Source organism: Pseudomonas sp. LjRoot277 (assembly GCF_964253845.1).
Lineage (GTDB): Bacteria > Pseudomonadota > Gammaproteobacteria > Pseudomonadales > Pseudomonadaceae > Aquipseudomonas.
In genome coordinates this window covers 4,347,450-4,368,153 of the sequence record NZ_CAXURI020000001.1, presented here as the reverse complement: position 1 = coordinate 4,368,153, position 20,704 = coordinate 4,347,450, and the positions used below count along the sequence as shown (strand labels likewise).

General features: G+C 59.4%; 21 protein-coding genes. 14 read left to right on the top strand and 7 right to left on the bottom strand.

Annotation, left to right across the window (positions count from 1 at the left end; translation table 11 throughout):
- Positions 1-14 precede the first annotated feature (14 nt).
- Positions 15-704 (bottom strand): GntR family transcriptional regulator, encoded by a 690-nt coding sequence (locus tag ACSQ87_RS20540; RefSeq protein WP_046056764.1) that lies wholly within the window; start codon positions 702-704, stop codon positions 15-17.
- Positions 705-1,169: 465 nt separating this feature from the next.
- Here ACSQ87_RS20540 and ACSQ87_RS20535 point away from each other — a divergent pair, with 465 nt between their 5' ends.
- From ACSQ87_RS20535 to ACSQ87_RS20520, 4 genes are all read left to right on the top strand, one after another.
- The gene (locus ACSQ87_RS20535; RefSeq protein WP_436274249.1) at positions 1,170-2,822 is read left to right on the top strand and encodes a DUF1302 domain-containing protein; all 1,653 of its coding nucleotides are present in this window, start codon (positions 1,170-1,172) and stop codon (positions 2,820-2,822) included.
- A gap of 24 nt (positions 2,823-2,846) precedes the next feature.
- Complete coding sequence (locus ACSQ87_RS20530) at positions 2,847-4,199, top strand: DUF1329 domain-containing protein (RefSeq protein ID WP_223433281.1); 1,353 nt, start codon at positions 2,847-2,849, stop codon at positions 4,197-4,199.
- A gap of 88 nt (positions 4,200-4,287) precedes the next feature.
- Complete coding sequence (locus tag ACSQ87_RS20525) at positions 4,288-5,388, top strand: WD40/YVTN/BNR-like repeat-containing protein (RefSeq protein WP_436274248.1); 1,101 nt, start codon at positions 4,288-4,290, stop codon at positions 5,386-5,388.
- Positions 5,385-7,793 (top strand): efflux RND transporter permease subunit, encoded by a 2,409-nt coding sequence (locus tag ACSQ87_RS20520; protein ID WP_436274247.1) that lies wholly within the window; start codon positions 5,385-5,387, stop codon positions 7,791-7,793. Before ACSQ87_RS20525 ends, ACSQ87_RS20520 begins: the two co-directional genes overlap by 4 nt.
- Before the next feature lie 63 nt (positions 7,794-7,856).
- On the opposite strand, the gene ACSQ87_RS20515 is transcribed toward ACSQ87_RS20520, so the two are convergent.
- Positions 7,857-8,612 carry an SDR family oxidoreductase gene (locus tag ACSQ87_RS20515; RefSeq protein WP_436274246.1) on the bottom strand — a complete coding sequence of 252 codons (756 nt, stop codon included), beginning with the start codon at positions 8,610-8,612 and terminating at the stop codon, positions 7,857-7,859.
- A gap of 207 nt (positions 8,613-8,819) precedes the next feature.
- On the opposite strand from ACSQ87_RS20515, the gene ACSQ87_RS20510 reads away from it, so the two are divergent.
- Both ACSQ87_RS20510 and ACSQ87_RS20505 read left to right on the top strand, forming a co-directional pair.
- Positions 8,820-9,389 carry a YceI family protein gene (locus ACSQ87_RS20510; protein ID WP_436274245.1) on the top strand — a complete coding sequence of 190 codons (570 nt, stop codon included), beginning with the start codon at positions 8,820-8,822 and terminating at the stop codon, positions 9,387-9,389.
- An 88-nt stretch (positions 9,390-9,477) separates the two neighbouring features.
- A complete protein-coding gene (locus tag ACSQ87_RS20505) occupies positions 9,478-10,167 on the top strand; it encodes a GNAT family N-acetyltransferase (protein WP_223433276.1) in 690 nt (229 codons plus the stop codon).
- Positions 10,168-10,442: 275 nt separating this feature from the next.
- Here the strand turns inward: ACSQ87_RS20505 and ACSQ87_RS20500 are convergent, their stop codons facing one another.
- Positions 10,443-11,123, bottom strand: a complete 681-nt coding sequence (locus tag ACSQ87_RS20500; protein ID WP_436274244.1) for a TetR/AcrR family transcriptional regulator — start codon at positions 11,121-11,123, stop codon at positions 10,443-10,445.
- 86 nt (positions 11,124-11,209) lie between these two features.
- Between ACSQ87_RS20500 and ACSQ87_RS20495 the strand changes: the two genes are divergently transcribed.
- A complete protein-coding gene (locus ACSQ87_RS20495) occupies positions 11,210-11,860 on the top strand; it encodes an NAD(P)H-dependent oxidoreductase (protein WP_436274243.1) in 651 nt (216 codons plus the stop codon).
- Here ACSQ87_RS20495 and ACSQ87_RS20490 read toward each other — a convergent pair.
- Both ACSQ87_RS20490 and ACSQ87_RS20485 read right to left on the bottom strand, forming a co-directional pair.
- Positions 11,817-12,938, bottom strand: coding sequence for a P1 family peptidase (locus ACSQ87_RS20490; protein WP_436274242.1), 1,122 nt, complete (start codon positions 12,936-12,938; stop codon positions 11,817-11,819). The two genes, ACSQ87_RS20495 and ACSQ87_RS20490, sit on opposite strands and share 44 nt — an antisense overlap.
- 212 nt (positions 12,939-13,150) lie before the next feature.
- Positions 13,151-14,254: an extracellular solute-binding protein gene (locus ACSQ87_RS20485; protein WP_223433272.1), complete on the bottom strand. Its 1,104-nt coding sequence runs from the start codon at positions 14,252-14,254 to the stop codon at positions 13,151-13,153.
- Positions 14,255-14,365: 111 nt separating this feature from the next.
- On the opposite strand from ACSQ87_RS20485, the gene ACSQ87_RS20480 reads away from it, so the two are divergent.
- Entirely contained in the window at positions 14,366-15,139 is a 774-nt protein-coding gene (locus ACSQ87_RS20480) for a helix-turn-helix transcriptional regulator (RefSeq protein WP_436274241.1), read from the top strand.
- A 146-nt stretch (positions 15,140-15,285) separates the two neighbouring features.
- On the opposite strand, the gene ACSQ87_RS20475 is transcribed toward ACSQ87_RS20480, so the two are convergent.
- Positions 15,286-16,221 (bottom strand): class I SAM-dependent methyltransferase, encoded by a 936-nt coding sequence (locus ACSQ87_RS20475; RefSeq protein ID WP_436274240.1) that lies wholly within the window; start codon positions 16,219-16,221, stop codon positions 15,286-15,288.
- Between the two features lie 169 nt (positions 16,222-16,390).
- On the opposite strand from ACSQ87_RS20475, the gene ACSQ87_RS20470 reads away from it, so the two are divergent.
- From ACSQ87_RS20470 to ACSQ87_RS20445, 6 genes are all read left to right on the top strand, one after another.
- Complete coding sequence (locus ACSQ87_RS20470; protein ID WP_150656132.1) at positions 16,391-17,011, top strand: cytochrome b/b6 domain-containing protein; 621 nt, start codon at positions 16,391-16,393, stop codon at positions 17,009-17,011.
- Positions 17,008-17,793 carry a molybdopterin-dependent oxidoreductase gene (locus ACSQ87_RS20465; protein ID WP_436274239.1) on the top strand — a complete coding sequence of 262 codons (786 nt, stop codon included), beginning with the start codon at positions 17,008-17,010 and terminating at the stop codon, positions 17,791-17,793. Before ACSQ87_RS20470 ends, ACSQ87_RS20465 begins: the two co-directional genes overlap by 4 nt.
- Positions 17,794-17,864: 71 nt before the next feature.
- Complete coding sequence (locus ACSQ87_RS20460; protein WP_436274238.1) at positions 17,865-18,161, top strand: pentapeptide MXKDX repeat protein; 297 nt, start codon at positions 17,865-17,867, stop codon at positions 18,159-18,161.
- Positions 18,162-18,343: 182 nt separating this feature from the next.
- On the top strand, positions 18,344-18,751 hold the full coding sequence (locus tag ACSQ87_RS20455; RefSeq protein WP_223433267.1) for a response regulator: 408 nt from the start codon (positions 18,344-18,346) through the stop codon (positions 18,749-18,751).
- 175 nt (positions 18,752-18,926) lie between these two features.
- Positions 18,927-19,139, top strand: coding sequence for a DUF1059 domain-containing protein (locus ACSQ87_RS20450; RefSeq protein WP_008156959.1), 213 nt, complete (start codon positions 18,927-18,929; stop codon positions 19,137-19,139).
- A 112-nt stretch (positions 19,140-19,251) separates the two neighbouring features.
- On the top strand, positions 19,252-19,920 hold the full coding sequence (locus ACSQ87_RS20445; protein WP_436274237.1) for an HAD-IA family hydrolase: 669 nt from the start codon (positions 19,252-19,254) through the stop codon (positions 19,918-19,920).
- Between the two features lie 106 nt (positions 19,921-20,026).
- On the opposite strand, the gene ACSQ87_RS20440 is transcribed toward ACSQ87_RS20445, so the two are convergent.
- A complete protein-coding gene (locus ACSQ87_RS20440) occupies positions 20,027-20,686 on the bottom strand; it encodes a methyltransferase family protein (RefSeq protein WP_223433475.1) in 660 nt (219 codons plus the stop codon).
- Positions 20,687-20,704: the final 18 nt, after the last annotated feature.

Here is a 20,704-nt window from a genome sequence, read left to right as displayed (position 1 = left end):
CAGTACCGATTGATCTATTGAAGCGTGGCCTGTTGCCGCTCGATCGCTTCAATGGTTCGCTCCAGGGTGTCCTGAATGTGATTGCGCAGCAGCGTCACCGCTTTATCGGAGTCCCGTGCCAGCGCAGCATCCATCAGATCCTGATGCTCATTGCCCTTGTGACGCTGCCTGATTCGCTGCTTGGCAGAGAAGCGTCTGTAACGCTCGGCCCGGTCAAACAGGGAATCGATCATCTTCAGCATCAACGGGGATGGGCACGCCGCGAACAGCGCGAAGTGGAACGCCTTATGCCGGGTAGACCAATCATCGTCGAGTACCAGCACGCCAGTTCCGAGCTTTTTCTCAACCAGATTCAAGCGGTGAAACGCGCCCAGTACATCGGCTTCCCAGGCGTCATCGCCAAATTTGATGGCGTCGCCTAGCGCCTCGCATTCCAGCAAACAGCGCATCCGCGTGATGTCGCGAAAATCCGTGGTGGAAATCGGGGCAACCCTGAACCCTTTGTTATCGCTGGCTTCGACGACGCCGTCCTGCGTCAGGCGATTGAGTGCCTCACGAATGGGCGAACTGCTGAGCCCGTAGGTCTTGGACAGTTCGGCGACTTTGAGTTTTTCGCCGGGGGCCAGCTCGCAACAAACAATCGCTTTTTTCATCTTCGTCAATGCGACTTCGATCAGCGGACTGTTGGGGGAGGAGGGGATCATGATGGGTCATCCTGAAATTTGCACTAAACGGATTTTATGCGCAAAAAGTTGTTTGGTGCAAAGGATGAATGGCGCATTGCGCATAAATTTTCCTGCGTCGCAAGGGGAAAATTCAAGAGCAGTCTTTCGGACGCTCTAGACCGGCCCTTTGTCCCTAACCACCTTCCCGCCATCCATTTCAACGCTCATGCCTCTGCTGTCCTCATGAACGTCCCGCCTGCCGCAACTCCCCGCCCCAGCTACCCGAATGAGCGCCCGAATGTTCTTGACATTGAATTTGTGCAGGATTACGTTTTGTGCACAAAGTGATATTGAATGCAATAAAACACGTTTTACGCATAAGTGGTCAGGCTCGTAGATCTGACCAGAACGGACAGGGAAGGAACGCCGCAGCACCCGTGGTATTCGCAGCCAATGCTGCGAGTGGATGACCTTTTACAAAAACAAAAAAACAGGAACATCTTCATGAAAACAGCCAACCAGCGGCTCTGCCCGTTGCCGGTTTCCAGCATCGCCTGCGCGGTCAGCGCAACGGTGCTGCTGAGCCTCTCAACGCCCTCGCACGCCTTCCAGATCGACACCGGTAATCCCGATCTTTCGGCGACCTGGGACAACACGATCAAGTACAGCAACGCCTGGCGCGTGAACAAACTCGATCACAAGGTCGCGGTCGGCCCCGGTACGTCCAACAGCAATCCCAACCTGGATGACGGCGATCGAAACTTTGATCGCGGGCTCATTTCCAATCGCCTGGATGTCTTGTCCGAATTCGACATCAAGTACAAAGACGTCGGTGCTCGTCTCAGCGCGGCCTCCTGGTACGACGATGTCTACAGCCACGACAACGATAACGACTCTCCCGGCACCGCCAACTCGTTGAGTGTCGAGCACGATGAGTTCACCAGCGACACCCGCCGCATCCACGAACAGCACACCGAAATCCTCGATGCGTTTGTTTATGGCTCGAAGGAAATCGGCACTACGTCGCTGTCCGGGCGACTCGGCCAGTTCACGCAAATCTATGGTGAAAGCCTGTTCTTCGGGGCCAATGGCATCGCCAATGCTCAGTCCACCGTTGACCTGGTGAAGCTTCAGTCCGTCCCGAGCTCGCAGTTCAAGGAAATCCTGATGCCCACCAAACAGGTGTCAGGCAACTGGCAGCTGAACGACACGGTCAGCGTCGGCGCCTACTACCAATTCGAGTGGAACAAGACGCGCCTGCCCGCAGCGGGCAGCTACTTCAGCGGCGCGGATTTTGTCGGCGAAGGCGGGGAGCGGGTGTTCTTTCCTACCGGCGAGCTACGCCACGGCAAAGACATCGATGCCAAGGATTCCGGGCAGTTTGGTGCGCAACTGAAGTTCGCCGTCGAGGACTGGGAATTCGGTCTGTACGCCGCGAAATACCACGAAAAGACCCCGGTGTTTTACTTCCGTCCGGCCGCGCTGGTCCCCGGTGCTGATGACACGTTCGTCAACGTTTATCCCGAGGACGTCAAAGTGTTCGGGGCGAGTTTCAGCACCCTGGTCGGCGAAGCCAACATCGCCGGTGAAACCTCGATTCGGCTCGACACGCCGTTGGCAGGCGTCGGCGGAACGATCATCACCGGTCTGGATTCCGACAACGATTCCAACCCGGCGTACCCCATCGGCAAGTCGTGGCATGCCCAGGTGTCGATGGTCAATGTCTACGGCGGATCCGCGCTGTGGGACGGTGCTTCGCTCGTCGGTGAACTGGCATTCAACCGTCGTCTGAGCGTTAGCAAAAATGCCGATCAGCTGGACCCCAACACCACTCGCGATGCCTTCGCGCTGCGTTTCACCTTCGAACCTCAGTATTTCCAGGTCTTCCCCGGCATCGACGTTCAAGCCCCGATCACCATTGGTTACAACCCTTCCGGGCGCTCTTCCGTCACGCCTCAGGCATTTGGCCCGGAACATGGCGGGGACCTGACGTTGGGCCTCAAGGCTGATTACAAGAAACAGTGGTACGCCTCGCTGAGCTACACCAACTTTTTCGGTGAGGCCGGGCCAGTCATCAACTCCTCCAACTCGTTCACCTATCAGCAAAACATGAAAGACCGGGATTTTGTGGCGTTCTCGATCCAGCGAACCTTTTAAGCAAAGAACAGGCGGGCCCTGATAATGACAAAAATTAAACTGCTGTTGCTTTCCACCCTGTCGATCTCAATCTGCGCCAGCACTGCATTCGCGGCGGTGAGTCCTGACGAGGCGGCGAAGCTCAAAACCACCTTGACCCCCATGGGCGCCGAAAAGGCCGGCAATGCCGACGGCTCCATTCCGGCCTGGACAGGCGGACTGACCAAGGAAGTGGCCGGGGCAAAATCCGGCGATATGCCGGCCGATCCGTTCCCCGGTGAGAAGCCGCTGTTGCAGATCACCGCGAAGAACGCTGCGCAGTACGCGGATAAGTTGAACGAAGGGACGAAAGCCTTGCTGGCCAAGTATCCCGACACCTTCCATCTCGATGTGTACCCGACTCATCGAACCGCCGCGGCCCCCGACAGCGTTTATCAAAACACCTTTACCAACGCGACCCAGTGCAAGACCACCAGCAATGGGTTGTCGGTGGAGGGCTGTTACGGCGGCATTCCGTTCCCGATCCCGAAAACCGGCAACGAGGTCATCTGGAATTTCCTGCTGCGGGTCGAGGCGGAATCCATTCAGATGGGCTATGCCAACATCATCGGCAATGCTGACGGCACCCGAACACTGGCCAGCCGTGGCGTCGAGAACTGGCAGTACCCGTATTACTTCAAGGATGGCGGCGTGGATAAGTGGTCAGGGCAATATGCGCTGCTGCGTTTCTTGACTAACGAACCCCCGTTCAAGGCCGGCGAGTCGCTGGTGACGCACGACAGCATCAACGCCCAGGAACCGCGGGAAGCCTGGCAATACCTCGTCGGCCAACGCCGCGTGCGCCGCGCGCCGACCGTGGGGTATGACACGCCAGACTTCGTGGCCTCGGGCGCCAACTACTTCGATGAGGTGCATGGCTTCATCGGCCACCCGGATCGTTATGACTGGAAACTGGTCGGCAAAAAAGAGCTGTACATCCCGTACAACGACAACAAGTTCAACGCCGAAAAACGCGACGATGCCTTTGCGGCTAACCACCTCAACTCCGACAAGGTGCGCTGGGAACTGCATCGCGTTTGGGAGCTGGAGGCGACTGTCGCCCCGGGCAAACGCCACGCCGTGCCCAAGCGCAAATTCTACATCGATGAGGACAGCTGGACGGTCTCGCTGGTCGATGGCTACGACGCCGAAGGCAAGCTGTGGCGTGTGTCCCAAGTGCTTCCATTCGTTGTGCCTTCCATCCCGGCGGTGGTGGTGAAACCGGTGGTGATCTACAACCTGCAAGCCAAGACGTACAGCGTCGTGCAAAGCCTGAACGGCGAAACCTACAGCGTTATCCCTCGCAAACCCGAGAACTTCTTTACCGGTAACTCGGTAGCGTCCGGGTCGGTGCGCTGAGCCTCGCAACAGCGTGTTCACACTTGAGTTCCATGGACGCCGTGCCACTGACGCGGCGTCCACCGAACCGCATCATCGAGGCTCGAAAATGCGTATTCAAACTCCCAGGCTTTTACATCTGCAACCGTTCAAGGTGTTCATGCTGAGCGTGTCGATCATCACGGCGCTCACCGGCACGGTTGCGGCGGCACAAACCGATGGACTGCCGGTGCAGCCATCGATCACCAGCGCCATGGCGGCGCAGTCGGTCATGTTGAGTGTTGCGAGGGCAGGGCACCGCCTGGTGGCCGTTGGCGAACGAGGGTTCATCATTGTTTCTGATGACAACGGCGGCACCTGGAAGCAAGTCAGTTCCCCGGTCAGCATGACGCTGGTCAAGGTTCGTTTCATCGATGACCTCCAAGGCTGGGCGGTTGGGCACGCCGGGGTTGTCTTGCACAGCCAGGATGGCGGGTTGAGCTGGAACAAGCAGCTTGATGGCGTCCAGGCAGCCGAGATCGAGTTGCAAGAAGCGAAACGCTTCGACGATGCGGAAAAAATCGCTCAGGCACAGCAACTGGTGGACGATGGCCCCGACAAACCGATGCTGGATCTGCTGTTTCTGGACGCCAAAAACGGCTGGGTGGTGGGCGCGTACGGCCTCGCGTTTGTGACGCATGACGGCGGGCTCAGCTGGCAATCGATCCGCTCCCGTCTCGATAACCCGAACGGATTGCACCTCTACAGCATCGAGCGGGAGGGGGCGGACCTCTTCGTCGCTGGCGAACAGGGCACGTTGTTGCGCTCAGGTGACGAGGGCCAGACCTTCGAGTCGCTGGCATCCCCCTATGAAGGCACGACTTTCGGTCTCCAGGCGACCAGCAAGGGCTCGATTCTGGCGTTCGGGCTGCGAGGCAAAGCCTTCGAGTCCAAAGATCGCGGCGATACCTGGCAGCGCCTCGACACCTTGCAACCCGTCACCTTGACCAGCGGCCTGCGCCTTGACGATGGCTCGGTACTGCTCACCGATGAGTCCGGCCGAGTGCTGCGTTTCGCGGGCGGCGATACCAAAGCCTCTCTCCTTCAAGTGGCTCAACCCGGTTACTTCACAGGCATGGCGCAAGCCGCGAACGGTGACCTGATCATCAGCAGTGCACGCGGCATGCTGTCGTCCGTGGTCGCAGTGGAATCGTCGGAGCACGATCAATGAACAGCTTTACGCGTACTGCCGAGCCTCACACCGTCCCTGAAACGGACACCTTCGATCCTTCTTCCGGCACCCTGGTTGAACGGCTGTTGTTCAATCACCGCCGCATCATTTTGGGCATCTGTGTCTTGCTCAGCCTGGTGTTCGGCTACCAGGCGCTGAGTTTGAAGCTCAACGCGGCCTTCGAAAAAATGATCCCGACGGATCACCCCTATGTGCAGAACTACCTGAAGAATCGCGGCCAATTGGGGGAGGGCGGCAATACCTTGCGGATTGCGATCGAGGCCAGGCAGGGCAGCATTTTTGATGCCGCCTACCTTGAGACGGTCAAGAAAATCAACGACGAAGTCTTTTTGCTTCCCGGCGTCGACCGGTCATACATGAAGTCCCTGTGGACCCCGGCGACCCGCTGGATCGGCGTGACGGAAGAGGGTTTCGACGGCGGCCCGGTGATCCCTGACAACTACGATGGTTCTGCTGGCAGCCTGGAGCAGGTTCGACAAAACGTCGAACGGTCGGGCGAAGTCGGCCGACTCGTGGCTTCTAACTTCAAATCCAGCATCGTGCTTTTACCGCTTCAGGACATCACCTCAGACGACGGGAAACCGCTGGACTACAACGCGCTCTCAAGCCAGCTCGAACAGATTCGGGCCAAGTACGAAACCGACAACATCAAAATCCACATCACCGGTTTCGCCAAGGTGGTGGGCGATCTGATTGATGGCATGCGGCAGATGCAGCTGTTCTTCGCCGCGACGCTGGTGATTTGCGGCATCGTGTTGTTCTGGTACACCCGCTGCATTCGCAGCACGCTGTTGGTGCTGCTGTGTTCGATCATTGCTGTTGTCTGGTTGCTTGGGTTGCTGCCCACCCTGGGATTTGACCTTGATCCGTATTCGATCCTCGTGCCGTTCCTGGTGTTTGCCATCGGGTTGAGCCACGGCGCGCAGAAAATGAACGGCATCATGCAGGACATCGGCCGTGGAGCCGACAAGCTCGTGGCGGCACGCTTCACCTTTCGCCGATTGTTTTTGACCGGGCTGATGGCGTTGGTAGCCGACGCCGTGGGTTTCGCGGTGTTGATGATCATCAAGATTCCGGTGATTCAGGATCTGGCCGTCGCTGCGACAATCGGTGTGCTGACGTTGATTTTCACCAACCTGATTCTGTTGCCGATTCTGTTGTCGTACACCGGTGTCAGCAAAGCGGCGGCTCAGCGTGAAGCGGCGAACGACAAGTTCTCGCAGCTGGACGCGCTTCACGCCCGGCACCCGTTCTGGGCTTTTCTGGATCGATTCACCGAGCGCAAATGGGCGAGCGGTGCCATCCTCATCGCCGTGGTGCTGGGGGTGGCGGGCTTTGCCGTCAGCCTGCACGTGAAGATCGGAGACTTGAATCCCGGGGCGCCGGAACTGCGTCCGGAGTCGCGCTACAACAGCGACAACCGCTTTATGGTCAGCAACTTTTCCGCCAGCAGCGACAAGTACGTGGTGATGGTGAAAACGCCGCAGTACTTCTGCGCCAACTACCAGACATTGGTGTCGGTCGATGCGCTGGAAGCCCAGCTGCAACAACTGCCGGGCGTGGTGTCCACCACGTCGTTGGCGGCGCTGAGCAAGCAGGCCGCAGCGGGCATGAATGAAGGCAGCATGACCTGGTATGAGATACCCCGTAACCAAGGGCTATTGAATGCAATCATCACCCGCGCGCCGCGAGAATTGTTCAACCAGAACTGCGACCTGCTGACGGTGTATGTCTACCTTAAAGACCACAAGGCGGACACGCTCACCAGTGTGGTGCAGACCGTCGAGCAGTTCGCGGCGACCCATAACACCGACCAGCTCCAGTTCCTCAATGCGGCGGGCAATGCCGGGATCGAAGCGGCAACCAACATCGTGGTGAAGCGTTCGAACGTGCAGATGCTGTTCATGGTGTACGCGGCCGTCATCGCCCTGTGCTTTATCACCTTCAGATCCTGGCGGGCGGTGGTGTGTACGGTGCTGCCGCTGATGCTGACGTCGATTTTGTGCGAGGCCTTGATGGTCGGTCTGAACATCGGCGTCAAGGTGGCGACGCTCCCCGTCATCGCATTGGGGGTGGGCATCGGTGTGGATTACGCGCTGTATATCCTCAGCGTGACACTCACTAATCTGCGCAATGGCTCAAGCCTGTCGGATGCGTACTACCTGGCCCTGCTTTCCACGGGCAAGGTGGTGGTGATGACCGGGATTACGCTGGGCGTTGCCGTGCTCACCTGGGTGCTGTCGCCGATCAAGTTTCAAGCCGACATGGGCATTCTGCTGGGGTTCATGTTCATCTGGAACATGGTGGGCGCTTTGGTACTGGTGCCGGCACTGGCGCACTTTCTGCTCAAGCCCAAGAACCAGTCGTTGCCTGTGAATGGGTGATACCTGACGGTGAGAGCGGGTTCGGTTTCGCTGGACCCGCTGATTATCATTGCCACGAGCGACTCAGGAGGGATGCGCGATCTCTAGCCAATCTTCAAACCGGGTCGCTCCGACAATGGGGTTATCGCCGGGCGTGAGGGACTTGTCATTGATCGGGGCGCCGAAGTAAGGAACCGTGTCGTCCGAAACGGCTTCGCGCGGGTCCTTGGTGTGTTTCAGGTACTCACTTACGAATTCGACAATGGGTCGGCGATCCGGCCCGGCCACTTCCACGGTCTGATTGATCGGCGCTTTTTGAGCGATAGCCGTCAGTGCGGCCGCGACATCGACCGAGGCCACTGGTTGCAACGCGGCGGACGATAAATGGATGGTGTTGCCGTCCTCGCGACCTGAGTAAGCAATGGCACCAATGAATTCGAAGAACTGCGTGGCCCGCAGGATGGTGTAGGGAACGCCCGAGGCCTTGATGAGTTTTTCCTGGGCCATTTTGGCCCGGAAATAACCACTGTCGAGCATCCGTTCGGTGCCTACGACTGACAGGGCGACATGGTGTTTGGTGCCGGCTACTTTCTCGGCAGCGAACAGGTTATGCCCGGCGGTCTCAAAGAAATGCAACGCCGCGTGATCCTCGAATGAGGGGGAGTTGGCTACGTCGACCACCACGTCGGCGCCCTTGAGCGCGTCCGCCAGGCCCTCGCCGGTGATGACGTTGATGCCGGTACTCGGTGACGCTGATATGACTTCATGCCCCAGATCCTGGAGGTTCTTGCAGACTTTGCTGCCGATCAGCCCGCTTCCTCCGATGATGACGAATTTCATGGACGGTCTCCCGATGCGGTGAGTTGGGACAGTCATTAAACACCCGGACGGCGGCCCTATCGGGGCGGCCGTTGGCGTGGGCCGACAGGTGGTCGGAAGTCTGAGCGGCAGGTGGAATTAACGGCGTTTATTTGCTTTAGTCCACCTATCGCTGGCATACCTGTACGGCGCCTTAGCTCATGACGGGAGCCCCGACCGGAGAATTCCATGGAACACCGATTCCCGACCTGCGCGGTGCTGGTGGCCGCCCTTGCATTCGGCGCGTTGCCTTGTGTCCAGGCGGTCGAGTACACGCAGGTCAATGAAACCGCCAGCACGATCTCCTTCACGTATAAACAGTTCTCCTCGCGGGTATACGGCACGTTCGGCAAGTTCGAGGCCAGGCTTGATTTCGACACGGCAAAACCATCAGCAGGCCGGGCCGCGCTGACTATCCAGCTCGACAGCATCGATGCCGGAAGCAGCGACGCCAACAGCGAACTGAAAAAACCAGCCTGGTTCGACACGGCAACGTATCCAGTGGCGACGTTTGAATCGACCGGCGTGAAGGCACTGGGCAACAACCGTTACTCGATCACCGGCAAACTCACGCTCAGGGGGATCACGCACGTAGTGGAGGTACCGGTCCTCCTGAAGTCCGAGAACGCCATCGGGATTTTCGATGGCCAGCTGACGCTCAAGCGCAGCGACTTCAAAATCGGTGAAGGTGAATGGGCCAGTGGTGTTGTCTCTGACAAGATCAATATCCGGTTTCGGATGGTTGCGCCGCAGCAGTAACGTGCTGCGGCGCACGCTGCCCCGGCACGTTATGATAGGCACGCCCGCGAACACACTCTTCACGTCCGCCCCAGAGTCAGAGCCACGAATGCCCCAGATCACCCATTTCAAAACCCCGTGCCCCGAGCACATCAATAGCCAGATCCTGCAAATGGTGGTCGATTACCTGACCGACATCAGCATGGTCGCTATCGCGCCGAGCAACCTGTTGTACAACGTGTACCAGTACGCGATCGGCTACGAGGTTCACCTCTATCTGGAGGCGTTGAACGGGGCGAAAGGGATTGCGGTGGAGTTGCTCGTCGCGACCGACGAAGACGACCCCGAGAAGGTCGTCGGCTTCTTGCTGTACCTGCCGGTCAAGGACGATCCCGATGCATGCGGTGTTGCGTATATGGCGGTGAGTGCCAGCCATCGGCGCCAAGGTATTGCCCGGCGGATGCTGCAGGAAATGGTCGGCCGCTACCCGCATGCCGAGCTGACGTGCGCGGTGGCCAAGGTGCCATATTTTGAGGCAATGGGGTTTCAGGTGGTGGGCGTGCGCGCGACTCAAGTACTGATGAACACCCGCGATCACGGCAGTGATGGCTTGATGGCCCTGCTGGATGTGGCATCGATCTACAGCTCGCTCGAGGTGCGACAGATTCATACGTACCTGCTGCAAAAACACGGCAAGCGGGCCATGCTCGATGCGGAAAAACAGCGTGACCGGCATCTGGACCAGATGACGCGCAAGGCGAATGAGTTTGTGCGGGAGCGACTGGGTGAACTCGGTTAACTGTGGGAGCAAGCTCGCTCCCACAGGGGATTTTTGTTGTCCTGTAGATAGCGCAAAGCCCGGCCAGATTCCGGGCTTTTTCTTGTCTGGATTTCGTGAAGATAAAAAAGAGCCTCAAGGCTCTTTGATGGGGAGGAAGTAGAGCCCTCGAGGCTCAAGATGCGCATGAAACAAGTGGTGAGCCTGATAGGGGTTCATTTCACCCACCACTTACGCAACGGCTTGAGCAAACAAGCGGCTGCGTAGAATCATCGTAGAAAGTTGGGGGTTGGCGCTCAAGTACCGCTAGTCGAATCCATCGGTCCGGCGTCAGTTTCCGCGATGTTTTCAGCGTTGCCACGGGCACTTCTTTCGACCATGGCGATGATGGTTTCGTACAGTTCGTCCTGTGCCTGCACGGCGCCGATTTCTCCATTCGCGGCGGCGTGTGACAAGGCTTCCGCCGCACCGAGCATCGCCCGTAATCCCGCTGCCTTGATCTCACCCGCGCCAGCAAAAGGGGCGAGGGCGGTTCGGCACTTGTTCAGAAAAATCGCTTCGTACTCACGTTTGATCTTCTCCAGTTCCGGGGAGCTGGCGAGTGCCGCGATGACGCCGGGGATCTCGTTGCCCTGAAGCAGCACGCAGTCGACGTACGACGAAGCGATCACCCTGGCGGTGCCGGGTAAAGTCGGTTCGCTGTCCTGAAGCGCAGCATCCATCAGAGCCGTCTGTCGGGCATCGAAGTCTTGATAGAGCGCCGCTAACAGCCCGGGTCGCGTGGTGAAGTGATCGTACACCACCGGTTTGGTGATCCCGGCTAGCTCGGCAAGTCGCCCCAATGTCAGCGCGTCGGTGCCTTCTTCCCGAACGAGTTGCCAGGCGACGTCCAGCAACTGGCGTTGGCGGTCCTCCCGGGACATTCGTCGTCGTGGTTGCGGGATGGAATCTTGCGCGTCTGTTTCGGTGGTTGACATGGCTATGTACCAAAAGTAACTTACTGATCGTAACTTACCAAGAGTATATAAGGTCCGCCTTGTGCTCTCAATCAGGAGTTTCCAGCATGCACGCGCTTATCGTTGTGGCTCATCACGATCCTCGTTCGCTTACCCATAGCCTGGTGGCGCAAGTCGCTCAGGGCATCGTCCTGGACGATCCCGGTCATACCGTTGAAATCGCCGACCTCTCGGCCGAAGGGTTCGATCCGAGGTTCAGCGTCGCTGATCTGGCGGTGCATCACCGGGAAGCGCCGCCCCCTGCCGATGTGGTTGCCGAGCAAGCGCGGATAGACCGCGCCGATGCGGTGGTGCTGGTTTATCCCGTTTACTGGTGGTCGATGCCGGCGCTGCTCAAGGGCTGGATTGATCGGGTGTTCGCCAACGGCTGGGCGTTCGATTTCACGGCGGATGCCAAGCTGGAGAAGAAGCTTGGGCACCTGCGGGTTCACTTGATCGGTGTGGGCGGTGCCGACGCTGCAACCTACGCCCGGCACGGTTATGCCGAGGCCATGAAGACGCAGATTGACCATGGGATTTTTGATTATTGCGGTGCGCGGGTGGTGACGTCCGAGTTGCTGCTCGAATCGGAAATTCAGGATCCGGCGGTGCACCTGGACGCCGCGAAAAGCCTCGGTCGCGAGCTCTTTGCGGCCTCCAGACACCTCAATCCTGTTAGACCTGCTCTCCCGGCCAACCCGCTCGACGCAAGGCGTTGAGCAGCGTCCCGGCATCCAGTCCCGGCACGGCATGGCCATTGCCTTCGGCGGTGTCGGAGGCCAGCAAGGCATTAATGATCGCTTCCTCCACCGCCTCGGTTGCGGCGAGGAACAACTCGCTGATGTGGTCGTTGTTGACCATGCTCAGGTTGTCGGTGGTCGGCGCACGCTTACTCTCGTAAGCGGCGGGCGGCACGTGCTGATTACCGGTGGCGAAGGCGATGAAGATGTCTCCGCTGTGGTCTTCATTACCGCCGCCGGTACGGGCAAGGCCGAGGCTGGCGCGCTGCGCGAGGCGCGTGCACTGGTGCGGCAGCAACGGCGCATCGGTGGCCAGGCAGACGACGATCGAACCCATGCCAGGATGCGGCAAGGACGCTTTGAGGAACGGCGAGTCAGCCTTTTCCATGTAACGCCCGACCGGATAGCCATCGACGCGCAACTCGTCGCGGATGCCGTGGTTGGCCTGGACGATGGCGCCGACGGTCCAGCCGCCCTGAGCACTGCTCAGGCGTCGCGAAGCGGTGCCGATTCCGCCCTTGAATTCGTGGCAGATCATGCCGCTGCCGCCGCCGACGGCTCCTTCGGTCACTGGACCGCCCACCGCCGTGCGCAGGGCTTCGGCCACATGTTCGACCTTCACATGGAAACCGTTGATGTCGTTGAGCAGGCCGTCGAAGGTTTCCAGCACCACTGGCATGTTCCAGTAGAGTCGCCCGTCATCGGGTTGCTCCTGACGATCCAGCGTCACCAGCGCATCGCGCACCACACCCAAGCTGTGGGTGTTGGTGAAGGCGATCGGGCTGGTCAACAGGCCGGCCTCGCGAATCCACTCAAGACCCGTGGCGTCACCGTTGCCGTTGAGGACATGGACGCCGGCAAAGCACGGTTGCAGGCTGGTGGAACCGGCACGCGGCTCGATCACGGTGACGCCGGTCAGGATGTCGCGACCGGTCGCGGTGCGTCCTCGCACATTGCTGTGGCCGACCCGGACGCCGGGGACATCGGTGATGGCGTTGAGCGGGCCGGGTTGCAGTTGGCCGAACTGGATGTTCAGGTCGCGGGCACGTGGTTTCATCGTTTCTCTCATCTTCAATTTTTTCAAAAAAGTTATTGGTTAACGCAATCCCTGTAGCAGCTGTCGAGCTTGCGAGGCTGCGTTCGGCTGCGCAGCAGTCGTAAATCCTGAAATCTCGGTCCACCTGAAACATTGCACTGCCTGATTTCACGACTGCTGCGCAGCCGAACGCAGCCTCGCAGGCTCGACAGCTGCTACAGATTTCATCGGGTTTATTGACCGTTTTTGACTTTGCTCCAGATCCGCGTCCGCACGCGCTCGGTGGCTGGCGGCAGCGGCTGAAGGGTGAATAACGTGGCCATGGCTTCGGCCGACGGATACACGGCCGGGTTGTTGCGGGTCGCTTCGGCCACCAGTGGCGTCGCGCTGCGGTTGCCGTTGGGGTAGGAGAGGTGATCACTGACCGGCGCAATGACGTCGGGGCGCATCAGGTAGTCGATGAAGGCCAGACCCTGTTCCGGGTGCGGCGCGTCCTTGAGCAACACCAGGGTGTCGAACCACACTGGCGCGCCTTCCTTCGGCAAGCTGTAGGCGATCTTCACGCCGTTGTTCGCCTGCTCGGCATTGGTCTTGGCTTCCAGCATCGCGCCGGACCAACCCACCGCCACGCAAATGTTGCCGTTGGCCAGGTCGCTGATGAATTTGGACGAGTTGAAGTAGGCGATGTGCGGACGCAGCTTGAGCAGCAGTGCTTCGGCCTTCTTATAGTCCTCGGGGTTGGTGCTGTTGGGGGGCAGACCAAGGTAGTGCAGGGCGACCGGCAGCATCTCGGCCGGCGAGTCGAGCATGGCCACGCCGCACTGGCCGAGTTTGGCCAGGTTTTCTTCGTTGAACACCAGGTCCCACGAATCCACCGGCGCCTTGTCGCCCAGCGCCGCGCGAACTTTGTCGATGTTGTAGCCGATGCCGTTGGTGCCCCACAGATAAGGCACGGCGTACTGGTTGCCCGGGTCGTTTTTGGCCAGTTTCGCCAGCAGATCAGCGTCCATGTTTTTGAAATCGGGCATCTGAGCGTGGGGCAGAGGTGCAAGGGCGCCGGCCTTGATCAGGGTCGGCAAGCTGAAGTTGCTGGCCACCACCACGTCGTATCCGCTGCGGCTGGTGAGCAATTTGCCTTCCAGCACTTCGGCGCTGTCGAAGGTGTCGTAGACCGGCGCAATCCCGGTGTCACGCTTGAAATCCTGCAGGGTCGTGGGACCAATGTAGTCATACCAGTTGTAGACGTGAACCGTCGGGCCGTCGGCGGCAACCGCCGATAGCGAGACCGACAAACAGGCGCCCAGTCCAAGATTGATATACGAGCGGTGACGACTCATGATGCGGCACTCCTGGCCTGCTGCAGGCCGGTGATGATCAGGTGCTTGCAGCGTATCGACCGGGAGTGAACTCACCCATTCCCATCATGGGTTACTCAAAAGGGGTAGTGCGTGGACGCGTTGTTGAAAGAGTTACCCGTGCACCAAGGGCTGGCGCGGGTATTTGGTGCCGTGGGGCAGGACGGGTTCTGGCGTGCGCTGGTCGACACGCTGCGGCTGCTGGTGCCGATGGACAACGCGTTGGTCGCGGTGATGCGGGCCGGGCGGGTGCCGCGTCTGCTGATCGATTTCGACTCAAAGGGCGGTGCTGCCGAGCAAGAAGAACTGGCGGACTACAGCGCCGGGATGTACCTGCTCGATCCGTTTTATCAGGCCGCCTGTGCCGGTATAGCCGACGGTTTTCACAGCCTCGAATCGGTGGCCCCCGACCAGTTCCAGCAGAGCGAGTACTACCTGAGCTACTTCCGCACGGTGGTGGGCGGCGACGAGTTGCAGTTCATGATCAACGTCGATGGCGCCGTGCTCGGTTTGTCGTTGGGACGCTCGACGCGATTCACGCTTGAGGAACAGGGCCGCCTGCTTTGCGTGCGCGATTGGGTGTTGGCGGCGATGCGCCGTCACCTGCAATTGATGCCGCCGGAAGGACCGGCCGCCGAGGCGGTGGCCGGGGATCTGGCGACCCTGCTGGATCGTTTCGACGCGCGTCTGTCGGTGCGGGAAATCGAAACGGCGCGCCTGATTCTTCAAGGCTTCTCAAGCAAGGCCATCGCCCAGCAGATGGGCATTTCCCCGGAGACGGTGAAGGTGCACCGACGCAATCTCTATCACAAGCTCAATGTGAATGGGCATGGTGAGTTGTTTGCGCTGGTGTTGCAGCCGCGTTGACTGGGTACATCTGAGAGAGATTGATCGGCTTTCAGCCCCCCTTCGCGAGCAAGCCCGCTCCCACACTGGTTCTGTGAACGCACGAGATCAAATGTGGGAGCGGCGGTGCGGCGATCCGACTTGCTCGCGAAGGGGGCGACTCGGACTTACTGCCGAAACACTAACGCCTTCAACCCGCATTCAACATCGGCGTCCGGAAACTCCGGTGGATTGTCCAGCCGTTGCTCGAACCGTAGGCTCGGTGCTTCGCGGGTGACGCCGTCGATGAGGAAGTCCGCACCGAACGCCGGATCGTTCATGCACGCCAGCACCGTGCCCTGAGGGCTGAGCAATTCCGGCAGTCGGCGCAGCACGCGCTGGTAGTCCTTGGTCAGCAAAAAACTGCCTTTCTGAAAGGACGGTGGGTCGATGATTACCAGGTCGTAAGGGCCCTTGCCAATCACCTTGCCCCAGGACTTGAACAGGTCATGACCGAGGAACGTCACCTTGCTCAGGTCGTGGCCGTTGAGCCGGTGATTGTCGCGGCCACGGCTCAAGGCCGGGCTGGACATGTCCAGATTGACCACGTGCGTTGCCCCGCCTTCAATGGCCGCCACCGAGAATCCGCAGGTGTAGGCGAACAGATTCAGCACCCGCTTGCCCTGGGTATTGGCCCGCACCCAGTCGCGGCCATAACGCATGTCGAGGAACAGGCCGGTGTTCTGTTTGCGGCCCAGGTCGACACGGTAATGCAGGCCGCCCTCGGTGATCGTCATCTCGTCGATCGCGTCCCCCAACAGCCACTCGGTGGTGCTTTGCAGCAGGTAGCGATGTTGCAGCAAGAGCGTGTGCGCGCTGGATTGCGTCCACGCAGGCGAGTGCGTGAGGTCCATCAGCTTCTGTTTCAACGCTTCCAGCTGCGACGCTTCGGGTTCCTTGAACAGCGACACCAGCACCACGCCTTGCAGCCAGTCCACGGTCAATTGCTCCAGCCCCGGCCAGCACCGGCCACGGCCGTGGAACAGCCGGCGGGTTTCGGCGGGGGCAGCCGCCAGAGCCGTCATTAAATGGTCGTGGAGGGTGGAGAGAGCGTCAGCGTTCATCGGGCAGGGCCAGCAATTTGTGGGGGCGGCATTTTAACCACAATTGAGCCAAGGGCGGACCACAGGTTATTAGGGGGTAGTTATCACGTTTTATTTAACTTTACGTGAGGATTTGGCGATCTGTCGGCTCGCATAATCGGCTCCAACGATCAACCGCCGGGAGCCGAATATGTCGCAGTTACCTGCTTCACCCACAGTCAGCACTCATCCTCGCTGGCTACGGCTGACCCATTGGCTGAACGCCCTGGCGGTGTTGGTCATGGTCACCAGCGGTTGGCGAATCTATAACGCGTCTCCGCTGTATGACTTCAGTTTTCCCAAGGCAATCACGTTGGGCGGCTGGCTCGGCGGCGCATTGCAATGGCATTTCGCGGCGATGTGGTTTCTGGCCGTCAACGGTCTTGTCTACCTGATCATCAACCTCGTCAGTGGTCGTCTGAAACGGCGCTTTTTCCCGGTTTCGCCTAAAGGTGTCCTGCATGACCTGTGGGCCGCGTTGAGAGGGCGGTTGGGGCATGCCGACCTGAGTCATTACAACCAGGTGCAACGGGTGGCGTATCTGTTCGTGATGGTCGACATCACGCTGCTGGTGATTTCCGGGCTGGTGTTGTGGAAGTCCGTCCAGTTTCCGCTGTTGCGTGAACTGCTCGGCGGTTACGAAGGCGCACGGCACGTGCACTTCATCGCGATGTCGCTGTTGGTGGCCTTTGTCGCGGTTCATCTGGTGATGGTCGCGCTGGTTCCCAAAACGTTGTGGGCCATGATTGTCGGTCGCAAGGAGGTCCTATGAAAAAGCGCATTCAAGGCTCAGGGCTGGACGAGTCGTCCATCCTGACAGACGCCAGAAAGATCCTCGCACCACAGATCGAGGACCGCTCACGACGCTCGTTCCTGATGCGCGGCCTGACCCTTGGTGGCGTGGCCATGTTGTCCGGCTGCAACCTCACCGACAACGAAAGCGTCGAGACCGCGTTGTCCTCGATGTCCCGCTTCAACGACAGGGTGCAGGGCTGGCTGTTCAATCCCAACTCCCTGGCACCGACTTATCCCGAGTCGATGATCACCCGGCCGTTTCCTTTCAATGCCTTCTACGGCATCGACGAGGCGCCGACGGTGGAGGAAGAGAGTTATCGACTGGAAGTGACCGGCATGGTCGCGGACAAGCGCAGCTGGCGCCTGGAAGAACTGCGCGCCATGGCCCAGACCGATCAGATCACCCGGCATATCTGCGTCGAAGGCTGGAGCGCGATCGGCCGCTGGGGCGGCGTGCGGTTCAGCGACTTCCTGAAGCGGGTCGGTGCCGACACGGATGCCAAATTTGTCGGCTTCAAATGCGCGGACGACTACTACACCAGCATCGACATGGCCACTGCGCTGCACTCGCAGACCTTGTTGACGCTGACCTATGACGGCGCGGTGCTGCCTCGCCAGTACGGCTTCCCGATGAAACTGCGCATGCCCACCAAGCTGGGCTACAAGAATCCCAAACACATTCAGGCGATTTTCGTCACCAACACCTATCCGGGTGGCTACTGGGAAGACCAGGGCTACAACTGGTTCGGTGGTAGCTGATGGCGCCTGGCCACTTTACTGCGCAGTACCCGCTGCGCTCATTCGCAACCTGTGCTTCAAGGAGTTTCATCATGAAAAAATTAGCGACCACCGTACTGTCCATGTGCCTGGCGTTTGGCGCCGCAAGCGTGTTTGCCGCCGATGCAACAACCAATAACAGCATGAGCAACGACAGCATGAGCAAGGATTCAATGTCTAAAGACGCCATGCACAAAGACACGATGAAAAAGGACGCCATGTCCAAGGATTCCATGAGCAAGGACGCGATGAAGAAAGACACCATGTCCAAGGACGCCATGAGCAAGGACGGAATGAAGAAGGACTCGATGTCCAAGGACGCCATGAAAAAAGACGCTCCGTCGTACTGATCCCAACACCCTTCTTCGAGGCCAGACCCTGGTTTGCAGGCGCCCATACAGCGCTGTATGGCGCCTGATTCGTCGCCCAATTGCATCAAAAATGAATTTCCGCGAAGTCCGCTGCTCATACCTGAATAGGTAGCGGATTTAAGCGCGCGAAATCATTCAGGCAATCAGGGAGTGGCACAGTCATGGGACCAGTATCGACGGCGGGCGATCATCTCCTTGGCAAATTGATTCTTGTGGTTGAGGACGACCCGCTGATCCTGGAGTTTCTCTGCGAAATTCTTCAGGACGAAGGCTTTGTGGTTGAACCGCAGACCAGCGCGGATGCCGCGTCGAAGTATCTGGAGCAACACGCCGAAGCCGTCCGTCTATTGCTCACGGACATCACCATGCCGGGCAAACTCAATGGCGCGGACCTGGCCAATCTGTTTGGCGATCGCTGGCCGGACAAGCCGATCATGATCATGTCGGGTTTCGAAACACCGGAAAGCGCCGGGGTCAGGCATTCGGTGTCGTTCATCAAGAAACCGTGGGCGCTTGGGCAGTTGCTGGACTGTGTGGAAGGTGCCTTGAAGTCGAAAAATACTCTTTAGAACCTGCTGCACATCAGACCACTACAACCTGTCACGATGCGCCTTGTGGCGGGCCTATACTTCAAGAGTCGGCACACTCGGTGCGACCTGCAATCGTGTTTGATGTATGGGGTGACGCGTCGGGTGATCGTTCACGCAGGCCACGGCCTGCCTTCGTCGTAGGGAGGAGAAGATCATGGCGCGTAAATACATCGACTGCCGCGAGTTTCCAAGCGATGCCAAATGCTCGGTTGCTCTGTCCGCAGACTCTGAAAACGAACTGCTCGAGGCCGCCGCACAGCATGCGGTCAGTGTTCACAAGCACACCGACTCACCGGAACTGCGTGCTCAACTGAAGACGATGTTTCACGACGGCACCCCGCCTGTTGAAGCACCGCGTCCCGCTTAGCAAGGAAATCCTCTGCAGGAGTTGCCGAAGGCTCGGGCCGCGTTCGGCAGCTCCTCGCAAATGCTACATTGTTCGGCGAACCCGCCTGGCACTTGCGAGAGGAAGCTCCCCCTTGTCTGCTCAAGAATCTGTCTTCAACACCCCGTACCGCGCTTTTCTGTTTGATATGGACGGCACCGTCCTCAATTCCATCGCCGCTGCCGAGCGGATCTGGGCGGCCTGGGCCTTGCGCCACGGCGTCGATGTCGACTCATTCCTGCCCTCTATCCATGGCGTTCGCGCCATCGACACCATCAATCGTCTGTCGTTGCCAGGGGTGGATGCCGAGGCTGAAGCGGCGTTCATCACCGAGGCGGAAATCGAGGATGTCGAGGGGATCATCGAAGTGCCTGGCGCGGCGAACTTCCTGAAGTCGCTGCCCGCCAACCAGTGGGCCATCGTCACCTCGGCGCCAAAGGCATTGGCGCTACGGCGGATGGCCGCGGCGGGTATTCCGCAGCCCTTGGTGATGGTCACTGCCGAAGACGTCAGTGCCGGCAAACCCGATCCCGCAGGCTATCGACTGGCGGCCAAGCGTTTGGGCGTTGAACCGGCCGATTGCCTGATTTTCGAAGACGCCACCGTGGGCATTCTCGCGGCCGAGGCTGCGGGCGCGGGCCTTATCGTGGTGACCGCGACCCACGATCATCCGCTCCAGACTCCGCACGCCACGCTCCCCAGCTATGAGTCGGTCGTCGCCCATGTGGATCACGACGACCAAATCCGCCTGCACACCATCTAATGTGGGAGCGGGCTTGCTCGCGAATGCGGTGTGTCATTCGCCATCGATGTGCCTGACACACCGCATTCGCGAGCAAGCCCGCTCCCACATTAGAGTTGTGTTTGTTTCAGTAAACCCCGGGAATCAACCGCCAACTGCGGGCGCAATAAGCCTCATATTCGCTGCCGAACTGCGCCCGTAACAGCCCTTCTTCGGCGTGAATGCGGGCGATCAGCGGGATTAGCGTCACCGCGGCCAGCAACAGGCCAACGCCGGAGCGAAAGGCCAGGGCCCAGCCCACTGCAGTGATCATCAGCCCCAGATAACTGGGGTTGCGCAAGGTGCGATAAATCCCGTCGGTGACCAGCGTGTGCCCCGGCTGAATCGCCACCAGTCCACTGAAACGCTTGCCCAGCACAAACACCGGCCACAGCCGCAGCGTGCCGCCGATGATGAACAGCAACGCCCCGAGCCAGCGCACACCTTCGCCACCAAAGGTCCAGAAATCGATCCGGTCGGTGTAGGCCGGCAGGTACCCGCTCAATAAACCGATCACCCCGAACACCGGCAGCACCCAACGATTGGCCCGGTCTTCTCGTTCGCCGGAACTCAGGTTGACCTCAGTGAACAAGGACGCGATGGCCATCACCAAAGTGGCAAAAACAATGACCACCAGCGGTGCATGAGAGAAAAACGCCGAGAATCCGCCAAGCCCCCATACCGCGAGCCCAAGGTAGGCGAGGGTGGAGACAACGGCGAAAAACGCCAGTTTGGCCGAGATTTTCATCTACACCTCCACAAACGG